This window comes from Mesorhizobium sp. M0598, assembly GCF_040320865.1.
In the GTDB taxonomy this organism is placed as follows: Bacteria; Pseudomonadota; Alphaproteobacteria; order Rhizobiales; family Rhizobiaceae; genus Mesorhizobium.
Window position 1 is genome coordinate 71,851 of sequence record NZ_JAMYQL010000025.1, and the last position, 23,462, is coordinate 95,312.

General features: G+C 63.3%; 25 protein-coding genes. 15 read left to right on the forward strand and 10 right to left on the reverse strand.

The genetic code is table 11. The annotated features are described in order from the left end of the window. Positions 1-10: 10 nt before the first annotated feature. The 3 genes from trxA (at position 11) to NKI59_RS25250 (ending at position 2,282) form a co-directional block, all read left to right on the forward strand. A complete protein-coding gene (trxA, locus tag NKI59_RS25240; protein WP_023675984.1) occupies positions 11-1,003 on the forward strand; it encodes a thioredoxin in 993 nt (330 codons plus the stop codon). 163 nt (positions 1,004-1,166) lie between these two features. Further along, positions 1,167-1,838: an LON peptidase substrate-binding domain-containing protein gene (locus NKI59_RS25245; RefSeq protein ID WP_023675985.1), complete on the forward strand. Its 672-nt coding sequence runs from the start codon at positions 1,167-1,169 to the stop codon at positions 1,836-1,838. 204 nt (positions 1,839-2,042) lie between these two features. Then, complete coding sequence (locus NKI59_RS25250) at positions 2,043-2,282, forward strand: Trm112 family protein (RefSeq protein ID WP_023675986.1); 240 nt, start codon at positions 2,043-2,045, stop codon at positions 2,280-2,282. Positions 2,283-2,324: 42 nt separating this feature from the next. On the opposite strand, the gene NKI59_RS25255 is transcribed toward NKI59_RS25250, so the two are convergent. From NKI59_RS25255 to NKI59_RS25265, 3 genes are read right to left on the reverse strand one after another with little or no spacing between them, the layout of a single operon-like run. Next, complete coding sequence (locus NKI59_RS25255; RefSeq protein WP_352707621.1) at positions 2,325-5,633, reverse strand: error-prone DNA polymerase; 3,309 nt, start codon at positions 5,631-5,633, stop codon at positions 2,325-2,327. Continuing rightward, positions 5,630-7,108, reverse strand: coding sequence for a DUF6504 family protein (locus NKI59_RS25260; RefSeq protein WP_352707623.1), 1,479 nt, complete (start codon positions 7,106-7,108; stop codon positions 5,630-5,632). Before NKI59_RS25260 ends, NKI59_RS25255 begins: the two co-directional genes overlap by 4 nt. Beyond that, positions 7,050-8,123 (reverse strand): ImuA family protein, encoded by a 1,074-nt coding sequence (locus tag NKI59_RS25265; RefSeq protein ID WP_352644947.1) that lies wholly within the window; start codon positions 8,121-8,123, stop codon positions 7,050-7,052. Before NKI59_RS25265 ends, NKI59_RS25260 begins: the two co-directional genes overlap by 59 nt. 257 nt (positions 8,124-8,380) lie before the next feature. Here NKI59_RS25265 and NKI59_RS25270 point away from each other — a divergent pair, with 257 nt between their 5' ends. After that, positions 8,381-8,893, forward strand: a complete 513-nt coding sequence (locus NKI59_RS25270) for a hypothetical protein (RefSeq protein ID WP_156937495.1) — start codon at positions 8,381-8,383, stop codon at positions 8,891-8,893. Positions 8,894-8,939: 46 nt separating this feature from the next. Here the strand turns inward: NKI59_RS25270 and NKI59_RS25275 are convergent, their stop codons facing one another. Next, on the reverse strand, positions 8,940-9,773 hold the full coding sequence (locus NKI59_RS25275; RefSeq protein WP_352707625.1) for a hypothetical protein: 834 nt from the start codon (positions 9,771-9,773) through the stop codon (positions 8,940-8,942). Between the two features lie 187 nt (positions 9,774-9,960). Between NKI59_RS25275 and NKI59_RS25280 the strand changes: the two genes are divergently transcribed. Continuing rightward, on the forward strand, positions 9,961-10,383 hold the full coding sequence (locus NKI59_RS25280; RefSeq protein WP_023680515.1) for a metallopeptidase family protein: 423 nt from the start codon (positions 9,961-9,963) through the stop codon (positions 10,381-10,383). Positions 10,384-10,570: 187 nt separating this feature from the next. Here NKI59_RS25280 and NKI59_RS25285 read toward each other — a convergent pair whose 3' ends face one another. Both NKI59_RS25285 and NKI59_RS25290 read right to left on the reverse strand, forming a co-directional pair. Then, complete coding sequence (locus tag NKI59_RS25285) at positions 10,571-10,777, reverse strand: DUF1737 domain-containing protein (protein WP_023680516.1); 207 nt, start codon at positions 10,775-10,777, stop codon at positions 10,571-10,573. A 28-nt stretch (positions 10,778-10,805) separates the two neighbouring features. Continuing rightward, on the reverse strand, positions 10,806-11,687 hold the full coding sequence (locus NKI59_RS25290) for an HpcH/HpaI aldolase/citrate lyase family protein (protein ID WP_352707627.1): 882 nt from the start codon (positions 11,685-11,687) through the stop codon (positions 10,806-10,808). Between the two features lie 278 nt (positions 11,688-11,965). On the opposite strand from NKI59_RS25290, the gene NKI59_RS25295 reads away from it, so the two are divergent. Genes NKI59_RS25295 through NKI59_RS25310 form a run of 4 tightly spaced genes read left to right on the forward strand, consistent with a single transcriptional unit; the run spans position 11,966 to position 16,978 of the window. Next, positions 11,966-13,510: a DUF4153 domain-containing protein gene (locus NKI59_RS25295; RefSeq protein WP_352594350.1), complete on the forward strand. Its 1,545-nt coding sequence runs from the start codon at positions 11,966-11,968 to the stop codon at positions 13,508-13,510. 4 nt (positions 13,511-13,514) lie between these two features. Then, positions 13,515-14,207: a response regulator transcription factor gene (locus tag NKI59_RS25300; protein ID WP_352594351.1), complete on the forward strand. Its 693-nt coding sequence runs from the start codon at positions 13,515-13,517 to the stop codon at positions 14,205-14,207. Beyond that, the gene (locus tag NKI59_RS25305; RefSeq protein WP_352707629.1) at positions 14,195-15,781 is read left to right on the forward strand and encodes an ATP-binding protein; all 1,587 of its coding nucleotides are present in this window, start codon (positions 14,195-14,197) and stop codon (positions 15,779-15,781) included. Before NKI59_RS25300 ends, NKI59_RS25305 begins: the two co-directional genes overlap by 13 nt. 30 nt (positions 15,782-15,811) lie before the next feature. Further along, the gene (locus NKI59_RS25310; protein WP_352450228.1) at positions 15,812-16,978 is read left to right on the forward strand and encodes an NAD(P)/FAD-dependent oxidoreductase; all 1,167 of its coding nucleotides are present in this window, start codon (positions 15,812-15,814) and stop codon (positions 16,976-16,978) included. Between the two features lie 18 nt (positions 16,979-16,996). Here NKI59_RS25310 and NKI59_RS25315 read toward each other — a convergent pair whose 3' ends face one another. The 4 genes from NKI59_RS25315 to NKI59_RS25330 all read right to left on the reverse strand — a co-directional run bounded on the left by NKI59_RS25315 (position 16,997) and on the right by NKI59_RS25330 (position 18,804). Next, positions 16,997-17,503, reverse strand: coding sequence for an SRPBCC family protein (locus tag NKI59_RS25315; protein ID WP_352707631.1), 507 nt, complete (start codon positions 17,501-17,503; stop codon positions 16,997-16,999). Between the two features lie 38 nt (positions 17,504-17,541). Then, the gene (locus NKI59_RS25320) at positions 17,542-17,988 is read right to left on the reverse strand and encodes an SRPBCC domain-containing protein (protein WP_352450227.1); all 447 of its coding nucleotides are present in this window, start codon (positions 17,986-17,988) and stop codon (positions 17,542-17,544) included. Continuing rightward, the gene (locus NKI59_RS25325; RefSeq protein ID WP_352450226.1) at positions 17,988-18,299 is read right to left on the reverse strand and encodes an ArsR/SmtB family transcription factor; all 312 of its coding nucleotides are present in this window, start codon (positions 18,297-18,299) and stop codon (positions 17,988-17,990) included. Before NKI59_RS25325 ends, NKI59_RS25320 begins: the two co-directional genes overlap by 1 nt. A 79-nt stretch (positions 18,300-18,378) precedes the next feature. After that, a complete protein-coding gene (locus tag NKI59_RS25330) occupies positions 18,379-18,804 on the reverse strand; it encodes a GNAT family N-acetyltransferase (protein WP_352450225.1) in 426 nt (141 codons plus the stop codon). Between the two features lie 167 nt (positions 18,805-18,971). On the opposite strand from NKI59_RS25330, the gene leuD reads away from it, so the two are divergent. The 6 genes from leuD (at position 18,972) to NKI59_RS25360 (ending at position 23,172) form a co-directional block, all read left to right on the forward strand. Beyond that, positions 18,972-19,577, forward strand: a complete 606-nt coding sequence (gene leuD / locus NKI59_RS25335; protein ID WP_352450224.1) for a 3-isopropylmalate dehydratase small subunit — start codon at positions 18,972-18,974, stop codon at positions 19,575-19,577. Positions 19,578-19,638: 61 nt separating this feature from the next. Then, entirely contained in the window at positions 19,639-20,568 is a 930-nt protein-coding gene (locus NKI59_RS25340; protein ID WP_352707634.1) for an Ivy family c-type lysozyme inhibitor, read from the forward strand. 110 nt (positions 20,569-20,678) lie between these two features. Then, entirely contained in the window at positions 20,679-21,062 is a 384-nt protein-coding gene (locus NKI59_RS25345) for a RidA family protein (protein ID WP_352458324.1), read from the forward strand. Between the two features lie 51 nt (positions 21,063-21,113). Beyond that, positions 21,114-21,464 (forward strand): VOC family protein, encoded by a 351-nt coding sequence (locus tag NKI59_RS25350; protein ID WP_352458340.1) that lies wholly within the window; start codon positions 21,114-21,116, stop codon positions 21,462-21,464. A 91-nt stretch (positions 21,465-21,555) separates the two neighbouring features. Continuing rightward, positions 21,556-22,659, forward strand: a complete 1,104-nt coding sequence (gene leuB, locus NKI59_RS25355; protein ID WP_352707636.1) for a 3-isopropylmalate dehydrogenase — start codon at positions 21,556-21,558, stop codon at positions 22,657-22,659. A 69-nt stretch (positions 22,660-22,728) separates the two neighbouring features. Next, positions 22,729-23,172, forward strand: a complete 444-nt coding sequence (locus NKI59_RS25360; protein WP_352707638.1) for a GNAT family N-acetyltransferase — start codon at positions 22,729-22,731, stop codon at positions 23,170-23,172. Positions 23,173-23,462 lie beyond the last annotated feature (290 nt).

The following is a 23,462-nucleotide window of genomic DNA, read 5'->3' on the forward strand; positions in this document are numbered from 1 at the left end:
AGGCGACGAGATGAGTGATAGCAACCCCTTTGGCGGCCCATTTGGCAGCAATGGCGGCCGGTATGCCACCACCGTGCAATATGGCGGCACCGATGCCGCGCGTGAGAAGGTCGCGCTTGCGGAGGCGCCGGCCGACGTAATCAAGGACACAACGACCGCTGGATTTGCCGCCGACGTGATCCAGGAATCGCGTCACCAGCCGGTGCTGGTCGATTTCTGGGCGCCGTGGTGCGGCCCTTGCAAGCAATTGACGCCGCTGCTGGAGAAGGCGGTGAAAGCCGCCGGTGGCAAGGTCAAGCTGGTCAAGATGAATATCGACGACCATCCATCGATCGCCGGCCAGCTTGGCATCCAGTCGATACCGGCGGTCATTGCCTTCAAGGACGGCCAGCCGGTCGACGGCTTCATGGGCGCCATTCCCGAGAGCCAGATCACGCAATTCATCCAGAAGGTCGGCGGCAAGAACGGCGGTGCGCCGCAAGTTGCCGAGGCGCTGGCCGCGGCCGCCGAAGCGCGCGACACCGGGGACGTGCAGACGGCGGCCGACATTTACGATGCCATCCTGGAACAGGCGCCGGAGACGATCGAGGCGATCGCTGGCTTGGGCGACCTGCTGTTCGAGGCCGGCGATGCCGAAGGTGCCGAGGCGGTGCTGGCGCGGGCGCCGGAAGCAAAGAAGGATGCGCCCCAGCTCGCCGCGCTGCGGGCCAAGATGGCGCTCGCCGCGCAAGCAGCAGTGCTCGGCAATCCGGCGGAACTGGAACGGCGGCTGGCCGAAAATCCCGGGGATCACCAGGCACGGTTCGAGCTTGCCATGATCCAGAACGCCAAGGGTGATCGCATGGCGGCGGCCGACAATCTGCTGGCGATCATCAAGGCCGACCGCTCGTGGAACGACGACGGCGCCAGAACCCAGTTGCTGCAGCTCTTCGAGGCATGGGGCATGACCGACGAAGCAACGCTGTCGGCACGGCGCAAACTGTCGTCGCTGCTGTTTTCCTGAGCCGGCGCAGACTGTTTTGTCGCGCGGGCTTGCGGTGGGCCGCGGCTGCGCCAGATTAGGTTTTCGGATGGCGTTCGATTTCAGGTTTCCGGTGTTGCGCCTTGTGCCGGCCGGGAGGAGACGGATTTGGTGCGCTTCCTGACAAAGCGATCGGAGGATTGAGGTGCAGGCGGGAAACGCGCATTACCGGCTCGCTGCGGACTTACCGTCGACCATGCCGATCTTTCCGCTTGAGGGCGCATTGCTGCTGCCGGGAGGCCGCATGCCGCTCAACATCTTCGAGCCGCGCTATCTGCAGATGGTCGACGAGGCGATCGCCGGGCCGCGGCTGATCGGCATGATCCAGCCCAGCCTTGACGGTGCGCTGCGTCCCGACGGCGAGCCGGAGCTCTGCAATGTCGGCTGCGCCGGGCGCATCATTGCGCTGTCCGAGAGCGGCGACGGCCGTTACCTGATTTCGCTGCAGGGCGTGTGCCGGTTCCGTATTGTACAGGAGCTCACGGTCAAAACACCCTTCCGGCAGTGCCGGTTGGCACCCTTTCTCGCCGATCTCGACGAGGAGCAGGCAGACGCCGAGATCGACCGGCCGGCGCTGCTCAAAGCGTTTCGCGCCTATCTGCAGGCTAACGATCTGGAGGCCGACTGGGAAAGCGTCAGCCGCGCCGAAAACGCCATGCTGGTCAACGCACTGTCGATGATGGCGCCCTACGGGCCGGCCGAGAAACAGGCGCTGCTCGAAGCGGCCGATCTGAAGACACGCGCCGAGACCCTGATCGCCATCACCGAAATGGCGCTGGCGCGCGACAATGAGGATTTCGGTTCGAGTTTGCAGTAGGTTCTTGCCTTCTCCCCTTGTGGGAGAAGGTGGATCGGCGCGCAGCGCCGAGACGGTTGAGGGGTACTGGACGGAGTGCCGTCGGTGCCAAGCTGGAACACCCCTCATCCGACCGAACTTCGCTCGGCCACCTTCTCCCACAAGGGGAGAAGGAAGTTCGCGCTCGAAACCTTAACCCGATTGCCCTGTGGAAGGACAAACCAAATGGCGGATGGACGTGACGGGAACAGGACTGTCGACCCCAAGCTGCTGGAACTCTTGGCCTGCCCGCTGACCAAGGGGCCGCTTGCCTGGGATCCGGAGCGCGGCGAGCTTATCTCGCGGGTGGCAAAGCTTGCCTATCCGGTGCGGGACGGCATTCCGATCATGCTGCCATCGGAAGCGCGTGTCATCACCATAGATGATGCCATGCCACCGCCGCCGCGCCTGGGTGGAACGCCCTGAGTGCTGCGGTTCAGAGCCGCTCCGTCGCGATCTTTCGCGCCTCTATTGAAAATTGCGCCCTTTGGGCATGACCTTCTCTGCCTTTCCCAGTAGTTCCGTTTGCGCGATGCTGCCAGGCTGAGCCTCGTCTGCACTGCTCGACAGTCTGTCCGCAGGCCTTGCCTGCTCAAGCAGCACCGACAGCCACGGCGTCAGATCCTCGACCTTCTCGGCGACGATATGGATGACGTCCGATTCCGATTGCAACTTGCCGGTGACGCGGATGAGACGCGCGCCCATGACGATGGGGCGGAAGCGGTCAAAAGTCCTTTCCCAGAAAATAATGTTGGCGACCGCATTCTCGTCTTCCAGCGTCAGGAAAATCGCCTTGCCATTGCCCGGCCGCTGCCGCACCAGCACGAGGCCGGCGACCGAAACGCGCCGGCCGTCCCGCACCTGGCCGAGCCGCACATTGGGCGTGACGCCGGAACGATCCAGCCTTTGACGCAGGAAGGCGACCGGGTGCGCCTTCAGCGACAGGCCAAGCGAGCGGTAGTCGTGGACGACGTGCTCGCCGAGCGGCATTGTCGGGAGCCTGGTTGCAGGCTCCAGATCGCGCAAGCGGATCGCCGGCTGGTCGAACAGCGGCAGCTTTTCGGCGGCACTCTTGCCGTCGAGCGCGCGGACCGCCCATAGAGCGTCGCGACGGTTCAATCCAAGCGACCGGAAAGCGTCGGCCTGCGCCAGTTTTTCGATCTCGTCGACGTTGAGGCCCGAGCGCAGCCAGACGTCGCGTACGGATGCATAGCCGGCGCCGCGCCTCGACACAAACGCTTCCATGCGCTCCTTCGACAGGCCCTTGACCTGGCGAAAGCCGAGCCGGACGGCATGGCTGGTCCGGATGACGCCGCGCATCTGGGCATGGCGGTCAAGGATACGATCCGGATCGAAAGGCGATTTCTCCAAGGCGCAATCCCAGCCGGAAAAATTGACGTCGACCTCGCGGATCTCGACGCCGTGGTCATGCGCGTCGCGGACAAGCTGGGCCGGCTGGTAAAACCCCATCGGCTGGGAATTCAGGATCGCGGCGCAGAACACGTCGGGATAGAAGGTCTTGAACCAGCAGGAGGCATAGACCAGCAGGGCGAAGGAGGCGGCGTGGCTCTCGGGAAAGCCGTATTCGCCAAAACCCTCGATCTGCTTGAAGCAGCGCTCGGCGAAGTCTTTTTCGTAGCCCTTGGCGACCATGCCGTCGACCATTCTCTTGCGGTAATTGCCGATCGTGCCGGTGCGCTTGAATGTCGCCATGGCGCGGCGCAGTTCATCGGCCTCGCCCGGCCTGAAGCCGCCAGCAACGATGGCGATCTTCATCGCCTGCTCCTGGAACAGCGGCACGCCCAGCGTCCTGCCGAGTATTTTTTCCAGTTCCGGCTTGGGATATTCGGGTTTTTCCTTGCCTTGCCGGCGGCGCAGATAAGGGTGGACCATGTCGCCTTGGATCGGGCCGGGCCGCACGATCGCCACCTCGATGACGAGGTCGTAAAAGCTTTTCGGCCGCAGCCGCGGCAGCATCGACATCTGCGCGCGCGATTCGATCTGGAAGACGCCGATCGTGTCGGCACGGCAGATCATGTCGTAGACATGCTTGTCCTCGGCAGGCAGAGTGGCCAGCACATAGGGCAGGCCGTACTCGTCCCGCGCCTGCGGATAATGATCCTGGAGCAGGGTGAAAGCGCGCTGCAGACAGGTCAGCATGCCGAGCGCCAGCACGTCCACTTTAAGGATTTTCACCGCGTCGAGATCGTCCTTGTCCCACTCGACCATCTTGCGCTCGTCCATCGCCGTCTTGACGATGGGCACGATCTCGTCGAGCCGGTCCCGGGTGATGACGAAACCGCCGACATGCTGCGACAAATGACGAGGAAAGCCCATGATCTCGTTGGCGCATTCGATCACATGCCTTGTCGATGGATCGGTCTGATCGAGGCCGCCGGCCTTTGTCTCCTTTTCGCCGAGCTCCGAGGTCGACCAGCCCCAGATCGAACTGGACAGCGCGCCCCGGACGTCGTCCGACAGGCCCATCGCCTTGGTCACTTCGCGCATCGCCAAGCGGCCCCGGTAGCTGACGACGGCGGCGGCCAGCGCGGTGCGCTTGGTGCTGTATTTGGAATAGATGTACTGGATGACCTCCTCGCGCTTTTCATGCTCGAAATCGACGTCGATGTCGGGCGGCTCGTTTCTTTCCTCGGAAATGAAGCGTTCGAAAAGCGTTTCGATCTTGTCCGGGCCGACTTCGGTGATGCCAATGCAGAAGCAGATGATCGAGTTGGCGGCAGAGCCGCGCCCCTGGCAGAGAATGTTCTGGCTGCGGGCGAATTTGACGATGTCGTGGACAGTCAGGAAATAGCGCGCGTAGTTCAGGCGCTCGATCAGAGCGAGCTCCTCCTCGATGCGCTGCGTCACAAAAGCGGGCACGCCCGAGGGGTAGCGGATGGCGGCTCCCTCCTTGGCCAGCCTTTCCAGTTCGGCCTGCGGCCCAAGACCCGATTCCGTCGGCTCGTCGGGATAGTTGTATTGCAGGTCACTGAGCGAGAAGGTCAGCTCGCCGGCAAAACGCAGCGTTTCCGCCAGCGCTTGCGGATGCCTGCGGAAAAGCCGTGCCATCTCCAGCGGCGGCTTTAAGTGACGCTCGGCATTGGCCGCCAGCTCCAGCCCCACCTCGGCGACGGGCACATTGAGGCGGATCGCCGTCAGCACGTCCTGCAGCGGGCGCCGTTCCGACGTATGGTAGAGAACATCGTTGGTCGCCATCAACGGGATGCCGGCCAGCTCCGCCATCGCCGCCGCCTGCTCGATACGGAAGCGGTCGTTGCCGCGGTAATCCGGCGAAACCGCAAGCCGCAGGTTTTCACCGAAACGATCCGTGAGCCGGCTAAGGAGTGCGAGGCTGGTTTCCGCGTCCGCCGACACATCCGGCAGTATGGCGAGCGACAGGAGATCGCCCCATTCGAGAAGATCGCTCTGTTTGAGGAGCGTCGCCCCTTTTTCGTTCTCGTCACGCAGATTGGCCTGCGTCAGCATGCGGCAGAGATGCCCCCAGCCCTTGCGATCCTGCGGGTAGGCGAGGATGTCCGGCGTGCCGTCGCAAAAAACCAGGCGGCAGCCGGGATGATAGGAAGCACCCTCCACCTTGGCCTGCTGCCAGGCGCGCACCACGCCCGCCACCGTGTTGCGGTCGGCGAGACCGATCGCCGAAAACCCCAGGAATTTTGCCGCGACCACCAGCTCCTCCGGTTTCGAGGCACCGCGCAGAAACGAGAAGTTCGACTGGATGCCGAATTCGGCATAGGGAATGGCCGTCAGCGCATTCATGCGAAGATCCCATGCATGAACCAGCGCGGCGAAGGCAGCGAGGCGCCGTAAAGACCCTGGCGGTAGAGCCAGTAACGGCGGCCGTCGGCATCCTCGATGCGGAAATAATCCCGGGTTGGCTCATCTTCTCGTCCCGGCGCCCCTCGCCACCATTCCGGCGCGATGCGCTCCGGCCCTTCGGCGCGCGCGACCCGGTAGAGCGCGCGCCGCCAGCGGAAGTTCAAAGGCGGGCCTTCCGGCATTTCGGTGGCCGGCACCTCGATCGGCTCGGGCGAACGGAAAAGCCGGATCGGCCGTTCCGGCTGGAAGACGGTCGTGGGGGCATCCTTCACCTTGTCCGGCTGCTTCGGCGGCGAGCTTCTCTGCGGCGCCTCCGTGAAGGGGAGGGTGGCGACGGCGCGCTCCGGCAGATGGCTCTCGACGGCGACCGGCTTCAAGACCGCGCCTTCGCCGAGCCGGGCGCGAATGCGGTCGGCAAAAAGCGCGATATCGGCGCCGTCGTCGCTCGTTTCGCCGGCAAGGTCGGCCTGCTGCATATCGAAGGCGGCGGCGGTCAGCACCGAGAGGCGCACGAGATCGAAGCCATAGCCGGCGTCGATATCCTGTTCGAGCGCGGCAAGCCGTTCGTGGAACAATTTCTGGATCAGCAGCGGCTCACGCAAGGGCCGCGAGGTGCCGACGGCGATGCGGCTGACGCCGCCATCGACGCGGAAAAGCAGCAGCGCCAGCCGCCTTGCGCCCTCGCCGCGACGCTCGAGGTCGCTCTTCAAGGTGGTCGCCAGCATGCCGGTCAGCCGCTCGATGTCTTCGGTCAGCATGATCGGCTCGGCAAGGTGACGCTCGACCGAAAGCGGTGCCACCGGCAGGCGCGGCGACACGGCCTCCTCGAGGCGGCCAAGCGCCTGGTCGAGGCGCAAGAGCAGCGATGCGCCGAAGCGGCGGGCCAGCGGCGCGCGCGGTGCCGCCATGACGGCGCCCGCCGTGCGCAGGCCGACGCTTTCGAGGCTGGCGCGTACCTCCGGGTCGATGCGCAGCGCCGCCAGCGGCAAGGGCACGAGAAGCGCTTCCTCCTCGCCATCGGGCACGATGCGGTCACCGGCAAACCGCGCCGCCGCCCAGGCAGCACCAGGCGTGGCGGCAAGCCCGGCGCGGACATCGAAGCCCTGATGGAAAAAACGCGACAGGATATCGTCCAGCATCGAGCGTTCGCCGCCGAAAAGATGGGTGCAGCCGGTGACGTCGAGATAGAGGCCGTCGGTCCCGTCAAGCGCCACCAGCGGGGTATAGCGGTCGCACCAGTCGGCGAGGCCTTCGAGCAGGCGCCGGTCGGCCTCCGGATCGGCCTCCACGATGTCGATCGAGGGATGCATGGCGCGTGCGTCGGCTATGCCCATGCCGCGCTTCAGATTAAGCGCCTCAGCCCGTTCGTCGAGGGCGGCGATGCGCTGGGTGTTCCCTTGGCGATGGCTGATCACCAGCGGCAGGTGATCCGACGGCCGGGAACGCCAGGACCGCCCCAGACGCTGCCGCAGGATCCTCTCGGCGGCGAGATGCGGAAACCACAGGGATAGGATTCTTTGGCCGTTCTGGGGGCCATTCCTGAGACCTTCCTTGCTCGCCCCGTCTTTCTTCGAATATGCGTTCATCGGGGTTCCACTCCAGTGTGAATTTTCCGGGCAAGGCCGTGCGGCTCTTGCCGATGGCGACGGTGAAGGCGGGCCGGCCGATCGAGCCGGCGAGCGGCCCGGCAAGCGTCTTACGCGTTGCCGCCGGTGCCGCCGACAGGATGAGGCGGACGGGCGCTGCCGTCGGTTCGGGCTCGCCGGCCTGGCGCAGCAGGAACAGCGGCCGGCCCGCACTCTGCGCGCGGGCGTGCAGCCGCCGCGTCGCGGTGAGGTCAAGCCGCTGCGGGCTGCCGCGGATTTCGAGGATGACGGCGGCCAGCGCCGTCATCCGGGCAGCCTCCTCGGCGATCCACAGCGCATCGAGCAGCCTTGGCGCCTCGGAAAACAGCAATTGCTTCGGCTCGATGCCGAAGAAGGCGTGAAGCCCCCTGGCATAGGGAAAGCCGGCCTCGCGGAAAACCTCGGATGTGCCGATCCACAGCACCGGCAATCGCGGTCCCTGGCTGAGGATCAGGCTGACGAGCGACAAGGCAAAACCGGCAACGGCCCCGGCATCGCGGGTCGCGGCGCCATGAAACTCGCTCACCGCCGCCTTCGGCAGGCCGCCGCTCAGCGCAGCATCGAGGCGCTCGGCGCCGGTGCGCAAAAACGCATCGGGCGGCGCCACGGCGAGGCCGCGCCGGACAATGGTCAGATTCCGAGCGGGTGTCGGATGCCGAGAGGGTGTCAGACTCTGACGAGGGACATCCGCGTCAAACGACGAACTGGCCGGCGCCTCCAGGCGCTCGGGCAAGGTCCCTTCGATCTTCGCGATCTGGCGGCGCAGGGCAAAAACAGTCTCCCGCGCCACGGCGCTTGTCGCCATGACGGTCAGCTTCCACTCACAATTGTTCCTGTTATGTTCCATATAGATTCCAGAGGACGCCCGAAGAGTCAAGCAGAGTCATGGGGAATTTATTCCTGCCCTGAGCACACACCTTGATATCGTGCGCTTGCTCAACGCCGGTATCGCACAAAGAATGCGGTCACGTGTCTCTTCCCAATCCATAAGGCGAACGCGGGGTCCCCCGCTTGTGCCGCGCTTGAAGACGGGCAATTGTGCGACGTGCAATGGGGGTGAACATGTGGAAGACGCGATCGAGCCGTTGGTTCTTATTGTTATTTATCGCGTTCAATGCCGCCGCACTTGGGTTCTGGTATTTTTCAATTGACTACTTCCCGCCAAAGAATTGGTACGGATATACGCAAGGTGCCGACGCTGGGATCGACATTCAATCGCCTACTGGAAAAGCGATCATGGTAATGGAGTTTTTGCCCGTCATCGGATCAGGCACGAATTATGAACTGAAGAGATACGACGAGCGATGCGGCCTAGAAGCACTTGCAAAGTTTCCAGGGAGGCCTTTGGGTTTGACGTATCGCGAGGTCTATTTTTGCAATGCGGCGGGCCTGAGTGACGCAGACTTTTCGGTAGCCAGCGGGTACTTCAAGCAAACCATCGATGGCATGTATTCGCAGCGATACGGCCGCATGGCTAGGGACGTGGCTTGGCTGCTAGCAGTGGCGTCGCTCGCGTGGTTAGCCTGCTTCTTATTATTGTGGGCGATGCGCTGGGCAAACGCACCGGCAAAATAGCCGGTTCAAAACGAGGTGCGAAACCACGAAGCAGAGCAGATTTATCCTATTCAGCCAAACCTCCGTCTGGCTCCGGCATGCTTACTTCATTGGGCGCACAATGAACCCCCAATGTTTGCATGAAGTATGCGACACACCTCACGATATGTAGCGCTTCAGAGTCGGTATAAAATGACTCGACATGCATTGTGCCATTTCGCCATGGATTCTTGACAGCGTCCAGGGACGCAAACATTCTTTCAAATGATGCTCCTTCGGAATTAGGCATTCTTGCAGGGTACTTTTCTTCAATTTGACTTTTGATTGTCTTTAGCATCGTGCCCCAATTGCGCTCACCAGGTTTGGTCTGATCGGGCAAATCAAGCAAATCTGCAAGCTTCCTTATGCCGACTTCAAGCATCCTCATTGCGTGGAAAACGGCTGCAGTAGGCCTTTGCAGAGCCAAACATTTGCAAGCTTCCTCTAACTCACGCGCTGCGTCAGGGAAAATTCTATTTATATCCCAATCATCCACTAACTTATTCGCGGGCTGGAACAAGGTTTTTTGGTTGCGATTTAGAATCATAAACGAAAGGAGCTGACACTCATCTCGCAGGCGGCTCTGCACGTCTGAAATGCATCTCCCGATTTCGTCCATCATTATCTTTTCATTAGCATCAGCGAGCCTAGCGGCCATCCTAGATGCCGCCATAGCTGCGACTTCTGCACCTATGAATGTCGTCGCTGCGGTCAATTCTTCGAAACTGGACCGCAGGTTGTCTCTCGCTGTCGTAACCTCGGTGGTTTTGCCCGCATCGTCAAAGACGGTTTCAATAAACGTTCTGACGCGCTGCACCTCTTGGATGGTGTCGAAGAACTTTGCGGTATTTAGTTCCAGCATGTTGAAGAGGCTCCACCGGCGGTAGCGGCTTGCCACTACCTTGATTGCGCGACTCGGAATCTAAATCAGCACGATACCATCCCTTAATGAGAATTATTCCTCCTTGTGATCTTGAGGCACAGGTGACACCCCCTCCATTTGCCGAGTCCGGCCTGAAAGCCTATATGCCGGGATCAAAGGACAAAGCATGGCTCGCATCTACCAAACACGCATCTGGCACGACCAGCTTTCGCCAACGATGGAGGAAATCGAGCTCCTGGCGCTGGAGGCCTATGCCCATCTGCCGGAGGACTTTCGCAAGTTGACCGGCGAGATCGTCATTCAGATCGCCGAATTCCCGACCGACGAGATCATGGACGACCTTTCGCTGGAAACGCCCTTCGACCTATTGGGGCTGTTCGAGGGGCGCGGCATCGCCGAGCGCTGGAATCCGCAGACCGGCGAGGGGCCGAACCGCATCACGCTCTATCGTCGCGCCATCCTCGACTACTGGGCCGAGAACGAGGAAACGCTGGGCGACATCGTCACCCATGTGCTGATCCACGAGATCGGCCACCATTTCGGCCTGTCGGACGACGATATGGAGAAGATCGAAGAGGCAGCGGAGTAGGATGTGCTGATATTCAGGTGATGCCGGCCTGCGAACGGCGGCTTCCCGCGCTTCCGGTGCTCACGTCCCCAAAAGTACGCTCCGCTCCGGTTCTCGGAAACCACCCAGTCTGGTCGCTTCGCGCCCGTTTTCGACTCCGGCGCGGCCTGACCTGAATCTCAACACACCCTCGGCGCTTTTGCAAAGCCTACCAGTCGCTGAGCTTGGTGTCGGGCCCGTATTCCTGGCCCTCGATGTCCTTCACCACGGCCTGGCCGCAGCGCATGGTCTTGGCTTCCTGGTCATAGGCATAGGTCGGCGAGCCGAACAGGTGCCAGCCCTTGTTCAACGCCGCCGTCACCTTGTGGCAGAAGCTGGCATCGTCCGGGCCGGACAGAAAGCGGTAGAGTTTCATTCTTCAATCCTGTCGTCAGTTACGTTAGTCATGCGCGAACAGCGGTGGCCTTCGCCAGCAGTTTTTCGGCCTGCGCCAGATGCAGCCGCTCGACCATCTTGCCGTTCAGCGCAACTACCGCCCTACCGGTATTTTCGGCGAGCGCGAAGGCATCCTTGACCGCGCGCGCCTCGGCTATTGCTTCGGGCGACGGTGCAAAGGCGCGGTTCGCGGCTTCGATCTGAGCCGGATGGATCAGCGACTTGCCGTCAAAACCCATGGCGGCCGCTTCCGTGCACTCGCGCGCAAACCCGTCCATATCGCGAAAATCATTGAAGACGCCATCGAGCAGGTCGAGGCCGCCGGCACGCGCCGCGAGCACCATTTGCATCAGCCATGGAACGAGATAGCGCCGGTCGGGCATGGCGAGAATTCCGGTGTCCTTGACCAGGTCATTCGTTCCGGCAGCGAAACACACCAGTCGAGAGGCCGGATCGCGGCCGAGCTCGGCAATCGGCCCAATGTTGAGCAGCGCCTTGGGCGTCTCGATCATCGCCCATAGCTTGACTTCGTCGGCGATAAAATTGTCGTCGAGCACGTCGCCGGCCTCGAGAATGTCGCGCGGCGTGTCGACCTTGGGCAGCAGGATGGCGTCGGGCGAGCATTTTGCCGCGGCCAGCAGGTCGGCGCCGCCCCACTCGCTCGACAGCGCGTTGATGCGCACGACCATCTCGCAGCGCCGGTTGGAATGGCCGGCGAAAATCGCCGCCAGTTTTTCGCGCGCGGAAAGTTTATCGGCCGGGGCGACGGCGTCCTCGAGATCGATGACGACGGTATCGCAGGCCAGCGATTGGATCTTGGCCAGCGCCTTGTCGTTCGAAGCCGGGACGTAAAGCACCGAGCGGCGCGGGCGGTAGCTTTCGGTGGTCATCTTCGATCTATGCCGCCTGCAGCTAGCCGAGGCAAGCCGTGCATAAAAACTGCACGCAATTTCGGAAAATCTCCTCGTCTCCGCCCCGCTTGCCACCCGACCGGATGCGACAAGGGCGGCATGCAAGAGCAAAAGAACTCCCGTTGGTCCCTGCCGTACCGGCTTCGCCGCGAAAGCTGGTGGCTCGTCGATCCGCCCCAGATTTTGGCAACCCTCCTCCCTTTCGTCCGGAAATCCCTGCCCACCAGCCGCATCAAAGCCGCCGAGAAAGCCCGATCATGACAGTATTCCTCTCGGCGGCGCCGAGCTATTGCAGCCGCTTCGGCGTTGCCGTCCTGCTCGTCGCGTTGGCCGATTTCTTCTTCTATGGCCAACCGGCGGGCATCACGCTTTTCCTGTTCGGCGTTGCGATTGCAGCGGCGAGCATGGCTCTCCATCCTCTCGACGTCTTCAACGATGGCAGGTTCTGGTTCAAGCCGGTTGCGCTGTTTATGGCGCTGCTGCCGCTTGTGGAAAATGTCAGCGCACTGTCCGTCTCGATCGCGCTGGCGGCGACGGCCATCCTCGCGCTTTCACTGGCCGGACGGTTGCGGCGCGGCCTTGCCCGTATTGCCGGCCAACTCTCGCTGTTCCTGCTTGCAACGCCATTTCGGCTCGTCCTTGATTTCTTCCGCTGGCGCACGGCGGCGCGGCGGCTTGGCCGGCGGCGCGTGCGCCTTGCGGCGATCGCCGTCTGGGTCATGCCGCTGGGCCTCGGCGCAGTGTTCCTCGCGCTGTTCGGCGCCGCCAATCCGGTCATCGAATATTGGTTCTCGCTGATCGACCTGATGGCACTGCTCGACGTCGTCCAGCTGCCACGTCTCGGCTTCTGGCTGTTCGTGCTTGCCTGCGTCTGGGCCTTTCTGCGGCCGCGGCTGCCGCGCTTTCTCCGCCGCCGCAGGGTGTCGCCAGCCAGCGCACCGGCGACGCCGGCCACCAGGACCACCATCGAGGACATCGTCTTCGGCAAGGCCGCTATCCTCCGCGCGCTCGTCGTCTTCAACATCCTGTTCGCGGTGCAGAGCGCACTCGACGCCACCTATCTGTGGGGCGGCATCGCGCTTCCCGACGGGCTGACCTATGCCGCCTACGCGCATCGCGGCGCCTATCCGCTGATCGTCACGGCGCTGCTGGCCGCCGGCTTCGTGCTGGCGGCGCTGCGGCCGGGAAGTGCGACCTCCGGCGATCCGCTCATCCGCCGGCTGGTTTATGCCTGGGTGGCGCAGAACATCCTCCTGGTGATCTCGTCGATCCTGCGGCTCGATCTCTATATCGGTATCTATGCGCTGACCTATTGGCGTGTCGCTGCGTTCGTCTGGATGGGGCTGGTGGCGGCGGGCCTTGTCCTGATCATAGCCCGCATCGCGCGCGAAAAGTCCAACGAATGGCTGCTTGCCGCCAATCTTCTGACGCTATCGGCGACGCTCTATGCCTGCTCGTTCATCAACTTTGCCGCGCTGATTGCCAACTACAATGTCGACCATTGCTTCGAAATGACCGGCCAAGGCACCCAGCTCGACGTCTGGTACCTGCGCTCGCTCGGGCCCGGCGCCTTGCCGGCGCTCGATCGCTTCGTCCAGCACCAGAGCAGGACGGTTTCCGCGGAGGATGCCTCCATCCGCGAACTCGCCGGCTGGTATGCACAGGACGAAGCACGCTTCCGCGCCGGCCAGGAAAGCTGGCGGGGCTGGAGCTTTCGTGACTGGCGGCTCAACCGCGCCCTCGACAGGCGTGGCCCGTTCGTGGTTCCTCCGATGTCCGAACCCTTCATGCCGGGCCGCTGATTTGATGCCGCACCACATACTGGTCGCCGACGACGACCCGCACATTCGCGAAATCATCTGCTTCGCGCTGGAAAAGGCCGGCATGAAAACGCTGGCGGTGCCGGACGGCGCGGCTGCCTTGCAGGCGATAGAGCGCCATGCGCCCGATCTCGTCGTGCTCGACATCGGCATGCCGGAAATGGACGGGCTGGAAGTGTGCCGGCGGCTGCGCCACACATCCGACCTGCCGGTGCTGTTCCTGTCCGCGCGCGATGAAGAGATCGACCGCGTCCTCGGGCTGGAGATGGGCGGCGATGATTATGTCACCAAGCCGTTCAGCCCGCGCGAGCTGGTCGCCCGCGTCAACGTCATTCTGCGCCGCGCCCGGCCCACGCCGGAACCAGCCGACGACCGGCAATTCTCGCATGGCAGACTGTTGCTGGTTCCGGCAAGCCATACAGCCAGCTTCGACGGCAAGCCGCTGGCGCTGACGTCGATCGAATTCGCGATCCTGAAAGGCTTTTTGGCGCGGCCGGCGCATGTGCTTGGCCGCGACATGGTGATGGCCAACGCCTATGCGGCCAATATCCATGTCGCAGACCGCACCGTCGACAGCCATATCCGCAATATCCGCGCCAAGCTGGCGGCCGTCGGCTGCGTCGATGCGATCGAGACCGTGCACGGCGTCGGTTTTCGGCTGGGCGGATGCGGCGCGTGAGCGCCCAAGAACTGATTGGCAGCAAATGGCGGCCTCGCCTCGCCACGGTCGTCATCGCCATCCTGATCATGGTGATGGCGCTGCCGCTGGCCGGCCTGTTTTTCTTCCGGCTCTACGAGAACCAGCTGATCAGGCAGACCGAGGCCGAGCTGATCGCCCAAGGCGCCGCCCTTGGCGCGATCTATGCGCAAGAGGTCCGTGAGGCCGGCCTTGCCCCGGAAAAGCTAGGCGCACCCGTGCCTTCACCCAACACCAGCGATCGGGCTTCTCCCTACCAGGCGATCGAACCGGGCCTCGATCTTGCGTCCGACGGGATCCTGCCGACCCGGCCCGCGGCCACCGCGGCCAGCGCCGATCCCGCCTTCGCGGCAATCGGCGCACGCCTGTCGGGCATTCTTGCCGAGACGCAGAAGACCACGCTCGCCGGCTTCCGGCTGCTCGATCCCAGAGGCGTGGTCATCGCCGGCCGTGAGGAGGCCGGCCTGTCGCTCGCCGCTGTCGAAGAGGTTCGCGCAGCGCTTGCCGGCCGCTACGCCAGCGCGCTCAGGCTGCGGGTTCCCGACCAGCCGTCGCCGCCGCTCTATTCGGTCAGCCGCGGCACCAAGGTTCGCGTCTTCGTGGCCATGCCGGTTGCGGTCTCCGGCAAGGTCGCCGGCGTCGTCTATCTGTCGCGGACGCCGAACAACATCGTCAAGCATCTCTATGGCGAGCGCGGCAAGGTGGCGCTGGCGGCAATCACCATCCTCGGCGGCGCGCTGCTGATCGGGCTGGTCTTCCTGCGCGCCGTCAGCCGTCCGATCTATGCGCTGATGGAACGCACGAAACGCATCGCCGCCGGCGACCGCGCGGCGATCAGGCCGCTCGATCACCACGGCACGCGCGAAATGGGTGAACTCTCTGCTGCTTTCCTCGACATGGCCGAAAAGCTGCACGCACGCTCCGACGGCATCCAGACCTTTGCCACCCACGTCTCGCACGAGCTCAAATCGCCGCTGACGGCGATCCAGGGGGCTGCCGAACTGCTGCGCGATTCGGGCAGCGCGATGGACGAGGCCGAGCGGCGGCGGTTTTCGGACAATATCGTCACCGATGCCGGCCGGCTCAACCTTCTGGTGCGCCGCCTGCTCGACCTGGCGCGCGCCGAAAATCTCGAGCCCAGCGGCGAAAGCACGTCGCTCACTGCTGCGCTGGCGCTGCTGCCGGCCGACGACAGGCTGGCGGTGCGCGTCGAGGCGGGCACCGAGATCGGGCTGCGCATATCGGCCGAAAACGCGGCGATCGTGCTGGCCAATCTCATCGACAATTCGGCGCGGCACGGCACGACGCTGGTATCGGTCACAGCCGCAAAAGCAGACGGCAAGGCCACCATCGTGGTCGCTGACGACGGCGCCGGCATCTCGCCCAGCAACCGAGGCCGCATCTTCGAGCCGTTCTTCACCACGCGCCGCGATTCCGGCGGCACCGGCATGGGCCTCGGCATCGTGCTGGCCCTCCTGAAAGCGCATGATGGCACGATCCGGCTGGTTGACTCGGCGAGCGGCACGCGCTTCGAGATCATCCTGCCGGCGGCGTGACTCGGCGGTTCAGATCGGAAGGGCCAAAAGGTGCATTACGACATCGTCATCATCGGCGGAGCCATCGTCGGCTCCTCGGTCGCCTATTATCTGCGCGAGGAAGGGTTTTCGGGCTCGATCGCGCTTGTCGAGCGCGACCCGCAATTTTCCCGCGCCGCGACCACGCTGTCCTGCGCCTCCATCCGCCAGCAGTTCTCGATCCCGGAAAACATCCGGCTGTCGCAATTCACGCTGAAACTGTTCCGGCGGCTCAGGGAAGAGTTTGGCGCGGACGCCGATATCGGCTTTCGCGAAGGCGGCTACCTCATCCTTGCCGGCGAGAACGGGCTGCCGATCCTGCGGGCCAACCACGAGGCGCAGATGGCCGAGGGCGCCGACATCGTGCTCGAGGATGCCGAGGCGCTCGTCCGCCGCTTTCCGTGGCTGTCGGTCGAGGGCATTTCCGCCGGCGCCTATGGCCGCAGCGGCGAAGGCTGGTTCGACGCGCATGCGATGCTGATGCTGTTCCGCAAGGCACTGCGAAGCAAGAACATCGATTTCATCACAGCGTCGGTGACCGGTATCGAGCGGCAGGGGAAGCGCGTCGCCGGTGTGACCCTCGACAATGGCGAGCGGCTCGAGGCCGGCACCGTCGTTAACGCCGCCGGGCCGAATGCCGGCAAGGTGGCAGCAATGGCCGGGCTGGCGCTGCCGGTGGAGCCGCGCAAGCGCAATGTCTTCGTCTTCGAGGCGCGCGAAAAATATGACGACATGCCGCTGCTGGTCGACCCGAGCGGCATCTATGTCCGGCCGGAGGGCTCGGTCTACATCACCGGCGGCGCCGAGCCGGAAGAGGGCGAAGGACCGGCCGACCCCGCCGACTTCGACCCCGACTGGCCGCTGTTCGAAGAGGTGATCTGGCCGGTGCTGGCGACCCGCATTCCGGCCTTCGAGGCGATCAAGCCGACGCGCGCCTGGGTCGGCCATTACGACTACAATACGCTCGACCAGAACGCGGTGATCGGCCCGCACCCGGAGGTCGGCAATTTCCTCTTCGCCAACGGTTTTTCCGGCCACGGCTTGCAGCAGGCTCCGGCGGTCGGCAAGGCGCTGGCCGAACTGATCGTGCATGGCGGCTATCGCACGGTGGATTGCTCGGCGTTCGGGTACAGCCGGATCGCCGACGGGCGGCCGTTTCGGGAATTGAATGTAATTTAACGCTGGCGCGAAGGGATGCTACCGTTGCTTGGTGGATTGAGCCGCCACCAAGCCGCCCGTACCAAGATACGCCTGAAGCCAGCCCAGCACCCGGGCCCAGCCTTCGGCATGCTTCGTTGCGGCAGCAGCGAGGCCGGCGAAGCCGCCATGGCAGATCGTGACGCGTGTGCCGCCGGCGATCGGCTCCAGCAGCCAGGCGACTTTGGTTTCGCGGCGGCCAAGCGTCGGATGGTCCCAGTCGTATCTCCGCGTCTGCACGATCCGGCGCGGCTCTTCGATCTCCAGGAATTCGCCGCTGGCGGGCAGGTGTCTGCCGGCCGCCGTCTCGACGGTGACGCTCCAGCGGCCGCCGACGCGGAGGTCGGCCGCCCATCCGGTCATCCGGTAGGTCCTGGCGGACCCCCACCAGCGCTCGACCTCGCGTGTAACGAGCGCGTCAAATATCCGCTCGGGCGGCGCGCGAACATCGGCGCTCGCCATGACGGTCTCGCCATTGGTCATGCTGTGCACCGCGGAACCGTGCATCACCTGTCCTCCAGAAACGTTTCGCTATCGAAACAACCTCAAGCCTTCGACGCCGGGCGCGACAGGCCTTTGCCGGTTTCGAGCAGGCTCTTCAGGCTGGACAGGATGAGCGGCCAGCCGTTCGCCACATGGCCAAGCAGCTTGTGCGGTCCATCGGCTTCGTGTGTGATGGCGAGCTTCATCATCTCGCCCTCCTGCTCGAGGGCGAAGGTGCAGCGTGTGTAGCCGTCCGCCTTGACCTCGGGCATGAACTCGTTGCGCCATTTGAGCACGATGCGCTTGGGTGGATCGATCTCGAGGACCTCGCCGCTGTCGGTGACCCGGCCGTCGGTGTAAACCATCTTCCACGCCGAACCTTGTTTCCAGTCGCTTAGCATCTGAGCGCCGAGGAAATATTGCCGCTGGAACTCCGGCGCGGTCAGTGCTTGCCAGAGTTTTTCGGGCGAAGTGCGGATGTAGGTGACATAAACGAAAATGTTGCTCATCAGTCTTCCCTTTCGAGACGTTTCTTCAAATCGCCGAGGGCGCCCAGTCGCCCCCGCTCGAATTTGCCGATCCAGCGTTCGGCGATCTCGTTGATGGGAACGGGATTCAGATAATGTTGCTTCTCGCGTCCCTTGCGGATGGTGGCGACGAGGTTTGCTTCTTCCAGGATCGCCAGATGCTTGGTCACCGCCTGGCGCGTCATGTCCATCTCACCGCACAGCGCGTTCAGCGTCTGCCCGTTCCTGGCATGAAGGCTGTCCAGCAATCGCCGGCGTGTCGGGTCGGCCAAGGCGCGAAAGACAGCATCCATGCTCATGACTCTAATATGCAACCATTTGGTTGCATGTCAAGAGGCAGAATGCGCGGGTTGAGGTCGCTGGGAGTGGATTTCAGCGCTTGCGGCCGAACCAGAATGCGTTGGGCATGCGCTCCATGCCGATACGCTCATAGAAGCCGACGGCGTCGGGTATGGAGATCAGGCTGATGGCAACGGAAGGTCCGAGTTGCCGGCGTGCCTCATCCATCAGGCCCTTGCCGATACCCAGCCCTTGCGCCGATGCAGAAACAGCGAGCTCGGAGATATAGCAGACCCAGGAAAAGTCGGTGATGCCGCGAGCGACACCAACCAGCGGCTTGCCCGGTGCATCGATGCGCGCGGTGAGCACCAGGTCGGCACTCGTGAGCATCGCCTTCAAACGGGCATGATCATCGACGGGCCGTGTCTCGCCGAGGCCGGATTCCACCAGAACGCGGCGGAACTCGGCGATGCCGAGGCCCGGTTCGCTGGCGTAAAGGATCGTGGATCGCGTTGTCATGTCGACAAAAGTGCACCATGGGCAGGTGGTTTTGAAGCTGTTTTGTACCGATTTTGTGTTTCGATCGACGACGGAAGTCCAAAAACAGCCGTCTTTTATTTGCCCGCGGCATTGTGTAAACCGGGCGCCAGCAATTCCCCGCAACGAGAAGAAGACGGGCAAGAACCATGGAAAAATTCACCAAGCTCACCGGTGTCGCCGCGCCGATGCCGATCGTCAATGTCGACACTGACATGATCATCCCCAAGGATTATCTCAAGACGATCAAGCGCACCGGGCTCGGCACCGGCCTGTTCGCCGAAATGCGTTACAAGGACGACGGCTCGGAAAACCCGGACTTCGTGCTCAACAAGCCGGCCTACCGCAAGGCGCAGATCCTGGTCGCCGGCGACAATTTCGGCTGCGGTTCGAGCCGGGAACATGCGCCGTGGGCGCTGCTCGATTTCGGCATCCGCTGCGTCATCTCGACCTCGTTCGCCGACATTTTCTACAACAACTGCTTCAAGAACGGCATCTTGCCGATCACCGTCAGCGCGGAAGACCTGGAGAAGCTGATGGACGATGCCTCGCGCGGTTCCAACGCGACGCTGTCGGTCGATCTCGAAGCCAAGGAAATTCGCGGGCCGGACGGGGGCGTGGTCAAGTTCGACCTCGACGAATTCAAGCGCCACTGCCTGCTCAACGGGCTCGACGATATCGGTCTGACCATGGAGAAGGCCGGCGCCATCGCTTCGTTCGAGAAGAAGAACGCTGCTGAGCGCCCCTGGGCCTGAGCGGTACGATGACCTGGCCGCGACAGGCCGGGTTCGTGGCGGCTGAACGGAGGGAACAGTCATGACACGTTCGCTTCTTGCCGGGGCCTGCGCGCTGGCGTGGATTCTGATGCCGGTGGCAGGCGCGCATGCACAGACCGACGTGGTGCTCGTGCCGGCTGACGATGCGTCCGGCGGGGCCGCCGACCAGGGCGCGTTGAGCAATGCGGCCCTAGCCGACAATGACAAACAGGCGCCGATGCCGTTCGAGGGCGGCCAACTGACTATCACCCAGGAGGAAGAGTACGGGGAACGGGTGCTCGCCTTCGACGGCAAGGAACTGGCGCGCAATTACGACGTCTTCTTCGACAAGATCGTCGAGGTCGGCGGCGTCAAGGTGGCGCTGGTCGATGTCGGCGACGGCGGCAATCAATGCGGCCCGGCCAAGGTGATCGTGTGGAAGCCGGAAGGCGGCACGATCCAGACGACCACGGTCGAGCAGGATGAATGCGGCGCGCCGCCGGCCGCGATCTCCGACAGCGCCATCTATTTCGTGCCCTATCTGCTGCCGGGTGATTCCAAGCCGGCGCTGCAATGGTCGCCGACGGACGGACTGACGACGTCCGGTAATCTGACCTACATGCCGGAGCCGGGCACCGACTGGAAAGACATCGATCCGTCGAAATACGACAACATCATTGATGCCTTCCACAACGAGGCCGTCTACAGGCTAGCCGAGACGCTGCTCGGCAAGGACATGCCCGACATCGCGACCAGCCTGCTGGTCGGCGGCGGTACTGAGGAGACCGCTTCGGGCGCCTTTTTTGCCAGCGGCTGCGTGCCGCATGATTGCGGCGGCAATGACGGCTTCATGGCCGTTGACCCGGTCAACCAGAAGCTCTATTTCGCCCGCCGCAGCGACAAGCCCGAGCCGGACGCGTGGCCAGCGGTGAGTACATGGCCGGCCGACGTCAAGGAAGCGCTGGACAAGGCGCTGGGGTCGGCGAATTAGATCGTTCTGCCGCGATCCTTCGCGCGCCCCGGACATCTCCCCACTTGGGGGGAGATCGGCCGTCACCGCCGCTTTCGCCAAACCGCCTACGCTGCAAAAAAGGAGGACCTATGCGAAAACTGATCTCCACCGGTTCGCCCTTCGAGAACACCGCCGGCTATTCGCGCGCCGTGGTGCAGGGCGACTGGTGTTTCGTGTCCGGAACGACCGGCTACGATTATGCGACCATGTCGATGCCGGAGACCGTAGAGGCACAAACGCGCAATTGCCTGGCGACGATCGCCAAGGCGCTCGGGGACGGCGGCTTCGAGATGGCCGATGTGGTGCGGGCACATTACTATATCACCGATGCGGCTTTCGTGGATGTGGTGTTCCCGATCCTCGGCGAGGCCTTTGGCGAGATCAGGCCGGCGGCAACGATGATCGTGTGTCAGCTCAACAAGCCGGAGATGAAGATCGAGATCGAGGTGACGGCGCTGCGGCGCACAGCCTGATGCCTGTCACGGTTGCGACAACGACACGGTCAGCACGAGGATCGGCCCATGGTGAAGGTCAGGCGCATCGTTGCAAACATAGACACGCAGGATATCGCGGCGGCAAAACCTTTCTATCAGGATGTGCTCGGCCTCGATCTCAAGATGGATATGGGCTGGATCGCTACCTACGGCTCGCAAGAGACGATGTCCGTGCAGGTCAGTTTCATGGCCGAAGGGGGATCAGGAACGCCGGTGCCGGACATCTCTATCGAAGTCGACGACATCGATGACGCGCTTGAAAGCATGAGAAAGGCCGGCTTTGCCATCGAATACGGTCCGGCGGACGAACCCTGGGGCGTGCGGCGCTTCTTCGTACGCGACCCGTTCGGCAGGCTGGTCAATATCCTTTCGCACCGGTAGCGACACCGGGCGGCAAAGCGCGGGCTTGCGCAGAACCCGCTTGGCCTTTAGCAAGGCCGCGTTCATGCGCTAAACGATTGGGACGGTTCTCATGGCTTCGAAAAATCTTCTCCTGCTTGCCGGCGACGGTATCGGCCCCGAGGCGATGGCCGAGGTGAAGAAATTGATCGCCGCCATGAACGACAGCCTCGACAGCGATTTCGCCACCGATGAGGGCCTGGTCGGCGGTTGCGCCTATGATGAGCATGGCGCGGCGATTTCCGATGCCGACATGGCCAAGGCGATGGCGGCGGACGCGGTGCTGTTCGGTGCCGTCGGCGGGCCGAAATGGGATGCGGTGCCCTATGAGGTGCGGCCCGAGGCCGGTCTCTTGCGCCTGCGCAAGGACATGGAGCTGTTCGCCAATCTCAGGCCGGCAATCTGCTATCCGGCGCTGGCGGCGTCCTCCTCGCTCAAGCAGGAGGTGGTCGAGGGTCTCGATATCCTCATCGTGCGCGAGCTCACCGGCGGCGTCTATTTCGGCGAGCCGAAGCAGATCATCGATCTCGGCAACGGCCAGAAGCGCGGCATCGACACCCAGGTTTACGACACGTTCGAGATCGAGCGCATTTCGGGCGTTGCCTTCGAGTTGGCACGCACGCGCAAAAACCACGTCACCTCGATGGAAAAGCGCAATGTGATGAAATCAGGCGTGCTGTGGAACGAGGTCGTCACCCAGACGCACAAGGCGCGCTATGCCGACGTCAAGCTCGATCACATGTTGGCCGATGCCGGGGGCATGCAGCTGGTGCGCTGGCCGAAGCAGTTCGACGTCATCGTCACCGACAATCTGTTCGGCGACATGCTGTCCGACATCGCCGCCATGCTGACCGGCTCGATCGGCATGCTGCCGTCGGCCTCGCTAGGCGCACCTGATGTCAAGACCAAGAAGCGCAAGGCGCTCTACGAGCCGGTGCACGGCTCGGCGCCCGACATCGCCGGCAAGGGTATCGCCAATCCGATCGCCATGATCGCCTCCTTCGCCATGTGCATGCGCTATTCCTTCGGCATGGTTGATGAGGCCGACAGGCTGGAAGGCGCGATCGCCGCCGTGCTCGATCAGGGCTTGCGTACCAGGGATATTCATTCGCCGGGGATGACCGAGGTCGGCACCGCTGAGATGGGCGATGCGATCATCGCCAAGTTCCTGGGCTGATCCCGTGTCGGTCGACGTCCGCTGGGCGACGACCGGGGATGCGGCGGCACTCGCCGCCATGCTTGCGAAATGGCGGTGCATTACCGGCAGCCGCCACTCGACGCCAGCCAAGCTTTGTCGGCGGCACAGAAATGGCTTGGCGACGAAAGTCCGGCCTATCCGCATTTTGCGCTCGCCTTCGTCGATGGTGGAGTTTGCGGGCTGGCCTCGGTTGCGATCGCGCATCCCGGCATCGATCTCGAGCGGCTGCTGTTCCTCAAGGACCTGTTCGTGCGCGATACCGCCCGCGATGGCGGTGTCGGTCGAGCGCTGATGGCATTCCTCGCTGGCAATTGCATGCGCGAAGGCATCGGCCGTATCGATCTGACCACGGAGGACTGCAACGAAGGCGCGCTGCGCTTCTATGCCCAATTTGGTGCCGAGCGTCACGAGCAGAAGGTCTTTCTCAGGCTATCCGGCGAGGCGCTGCTGGCGATCGCGGCTGGTTCCTCGACGCGATCTTGGAAGCCCTAAATTGGAGATTGGCCGAAACATCTCCCCCTTCGTCATCCTGGGGCGAAGCAAGGAGCGAAGCGACGCGGCGCAGACCCCAGGATCCATGCCGTTACCCGGCGGCAGTGCTCGGCCGACCAGAACCGAGTGCTTCTTCGTGGTGGATATGAGCGCCATTCTGAACCGCTGCGTTCCTCGGCTTATGTCGCGGCATGATGGGGTGGACGGCGCCCGACGGCATCGGATGTGCCAGAATGAGTTCGTTGAGATCTCAAACAAGGGAGCCGTCCGTGGAACACCTTATCCGTATT

What these genes read in the sequence shown, in the direction of transcription:
- trxA (WP_023675984.1), top strand. Translation starts at nt 11, where the DNA reads ATGAGTGATAGCAACCCCTTTGGCGGCCCATTTGGCAGCAATGGCGGC.
- NKI59_RS25250 (WP_023675986.1), top strand. Translation starts at nt 2,043, where the DNA reads ATGGCGGATGGACGTGACGGGAACAGGACTGTCGACCCCAAGCTGCTG.
- NKI59_RS25255 (WP_352707621.1), bottom strand. Translation starts at nt 5,633, where the DNA reads ATGAATGCGCTGACGGCCATTCCCTATGCCGAATTCGGCATCCAGTCG.
- NKI59_RS25265 (WP_352644947.1), bottom strand. Translation starts at nt 8,123, where the DNA reads ATGGCGACAAGCGCCGTGGCGCGGGAGACTGTTTTTGCCCTGCGCCGC.
- NKI59_RS25270 (WP_156937495.1), top strand. Translation starts at nt 8,381, where the DNA reads ATGTGGAAGACGCGATCGAGCCGTTGGTTCTTATTGTTATTTATCGCG.
- NKI59_RS25275 (WP_352707625.1), bottom strand. Translation starts at nt 9,773, where the DNA reads ATGCTGGAACTAAATACCGCAAAGTTCTTCGACACCATCCAAGAGGTG.
- NKI59_RS25280 (WP_023680515.1), top strand. Translation starts at nt 9,961, where the DNA reads ATGGCTCGCATCTACCAAACACGCATCTGGCACGACCAGCTTTCGCCA.
- NKI59_RS25285 (WP_023680516.1), bottom strand. Translation starts at nt 10,777, where the DNA reads ATGAAACTCTACCGCTTTCTGTCCGGCCCGGACGATGCCAGCTTCTGC.
- NKI59_RS25290 (WP_352707627.1), bottom strand. Translation starts at nt 11,687, where the DNA reads ATGACCACCGAAAGCTACCGCCCGCGCCGCTCGGTGCTTTACGTCCCG.
- NKI59_RS25295 (WP_352594350.1), top strand. Translation starts at nt 11,966, where the DNA reads ATGACAGTATTCCTCTCGGCGGCGCCGAGCTATTGCAGCCGCTTCGGC.
- NKI59_RS25300 (WP_352594351.1), top strand. Translation starts at nt 13,515, where the DNA reads ATGCCGCACCACATACTGGTCGCCGACGACGACCCGCACATTCGCGAA.
- NKI59_RS25305 (WP_352707629.1), top strand. Translation starts at nt 14,195, where the DNA reads ATGCGGCGCGTGAGCGCCCAAGAACTGATTGGCAGCAAATGGCGGCCT.
- NKI59_RS25315 (WP_352707631.1), bottom strand. Translation starts at nt 17,503, where the DNA reads ATGCACGGTTCCGCGGTGCACAGCATGACCAATGGCGAGACCGTCATG.
- NKI59_RS25320 (WP_352450227.1), bottom strand. Translation starts at nt 17,988, where the DNA reads ATGAGCAACATTTTCGTTTATGTCACCTACATCCGCACTTCGCCCGAA.
- NKI59_RS25325 (WP_352450226.1), bottom strand. Translation starts at nt 18,299, where the DNA reads ATGGATGCTGTCTTTCGCGCCTTGGCCGACCCGACACGCCGGCGATTG.
- NKI59_RS25330 (WP_352450225.1), bottom strand. Translation starts at nt 18,804, where the DNA reads ATGACAACGCGATCCACGATCCTTTACGCCAGCGAACCGGGCCTCGGC.
- leuD (WP_352450224.1), top strand. Translation starts at nt 18,972, where the DNA reads ATGGAAAAATTCACCAAGCTCACCGGTGTCGCCGCGCCGATGCCGATC.
- NKI59_RS25340 (WP_352707634.1), top strand. Translation starts at nt 19,639, where the DNA reads ATGACACGTTCGCTTCTTGCCGGGGCCTGCGCGCTGGCGTGGATTCTG.
- NKI59_RS25345 (WP_352458324.1), top strand. Translation starts at nt 20,679, where the DNA reads ATGCGAAAACTGATCTCCACCGGTTCGCCCTTCGAGAACACCGCCGGC.
- leuB (WP_352707636.1), top strand. Translation starts at nt 21,556, where the DNA reads ATGGCTTCGAAAAATCTTCTCCTGCTTGCCGGCGACGGTATCGGCCCC.
- NKI59_RS25360 (WP_352707638.1), top strand. Translation starts at nt 22,729, where the DNA reads ATGGCGGTGCATTACCGGCAGCCGCCACTCGACGCCAGCCAAGCTTTG.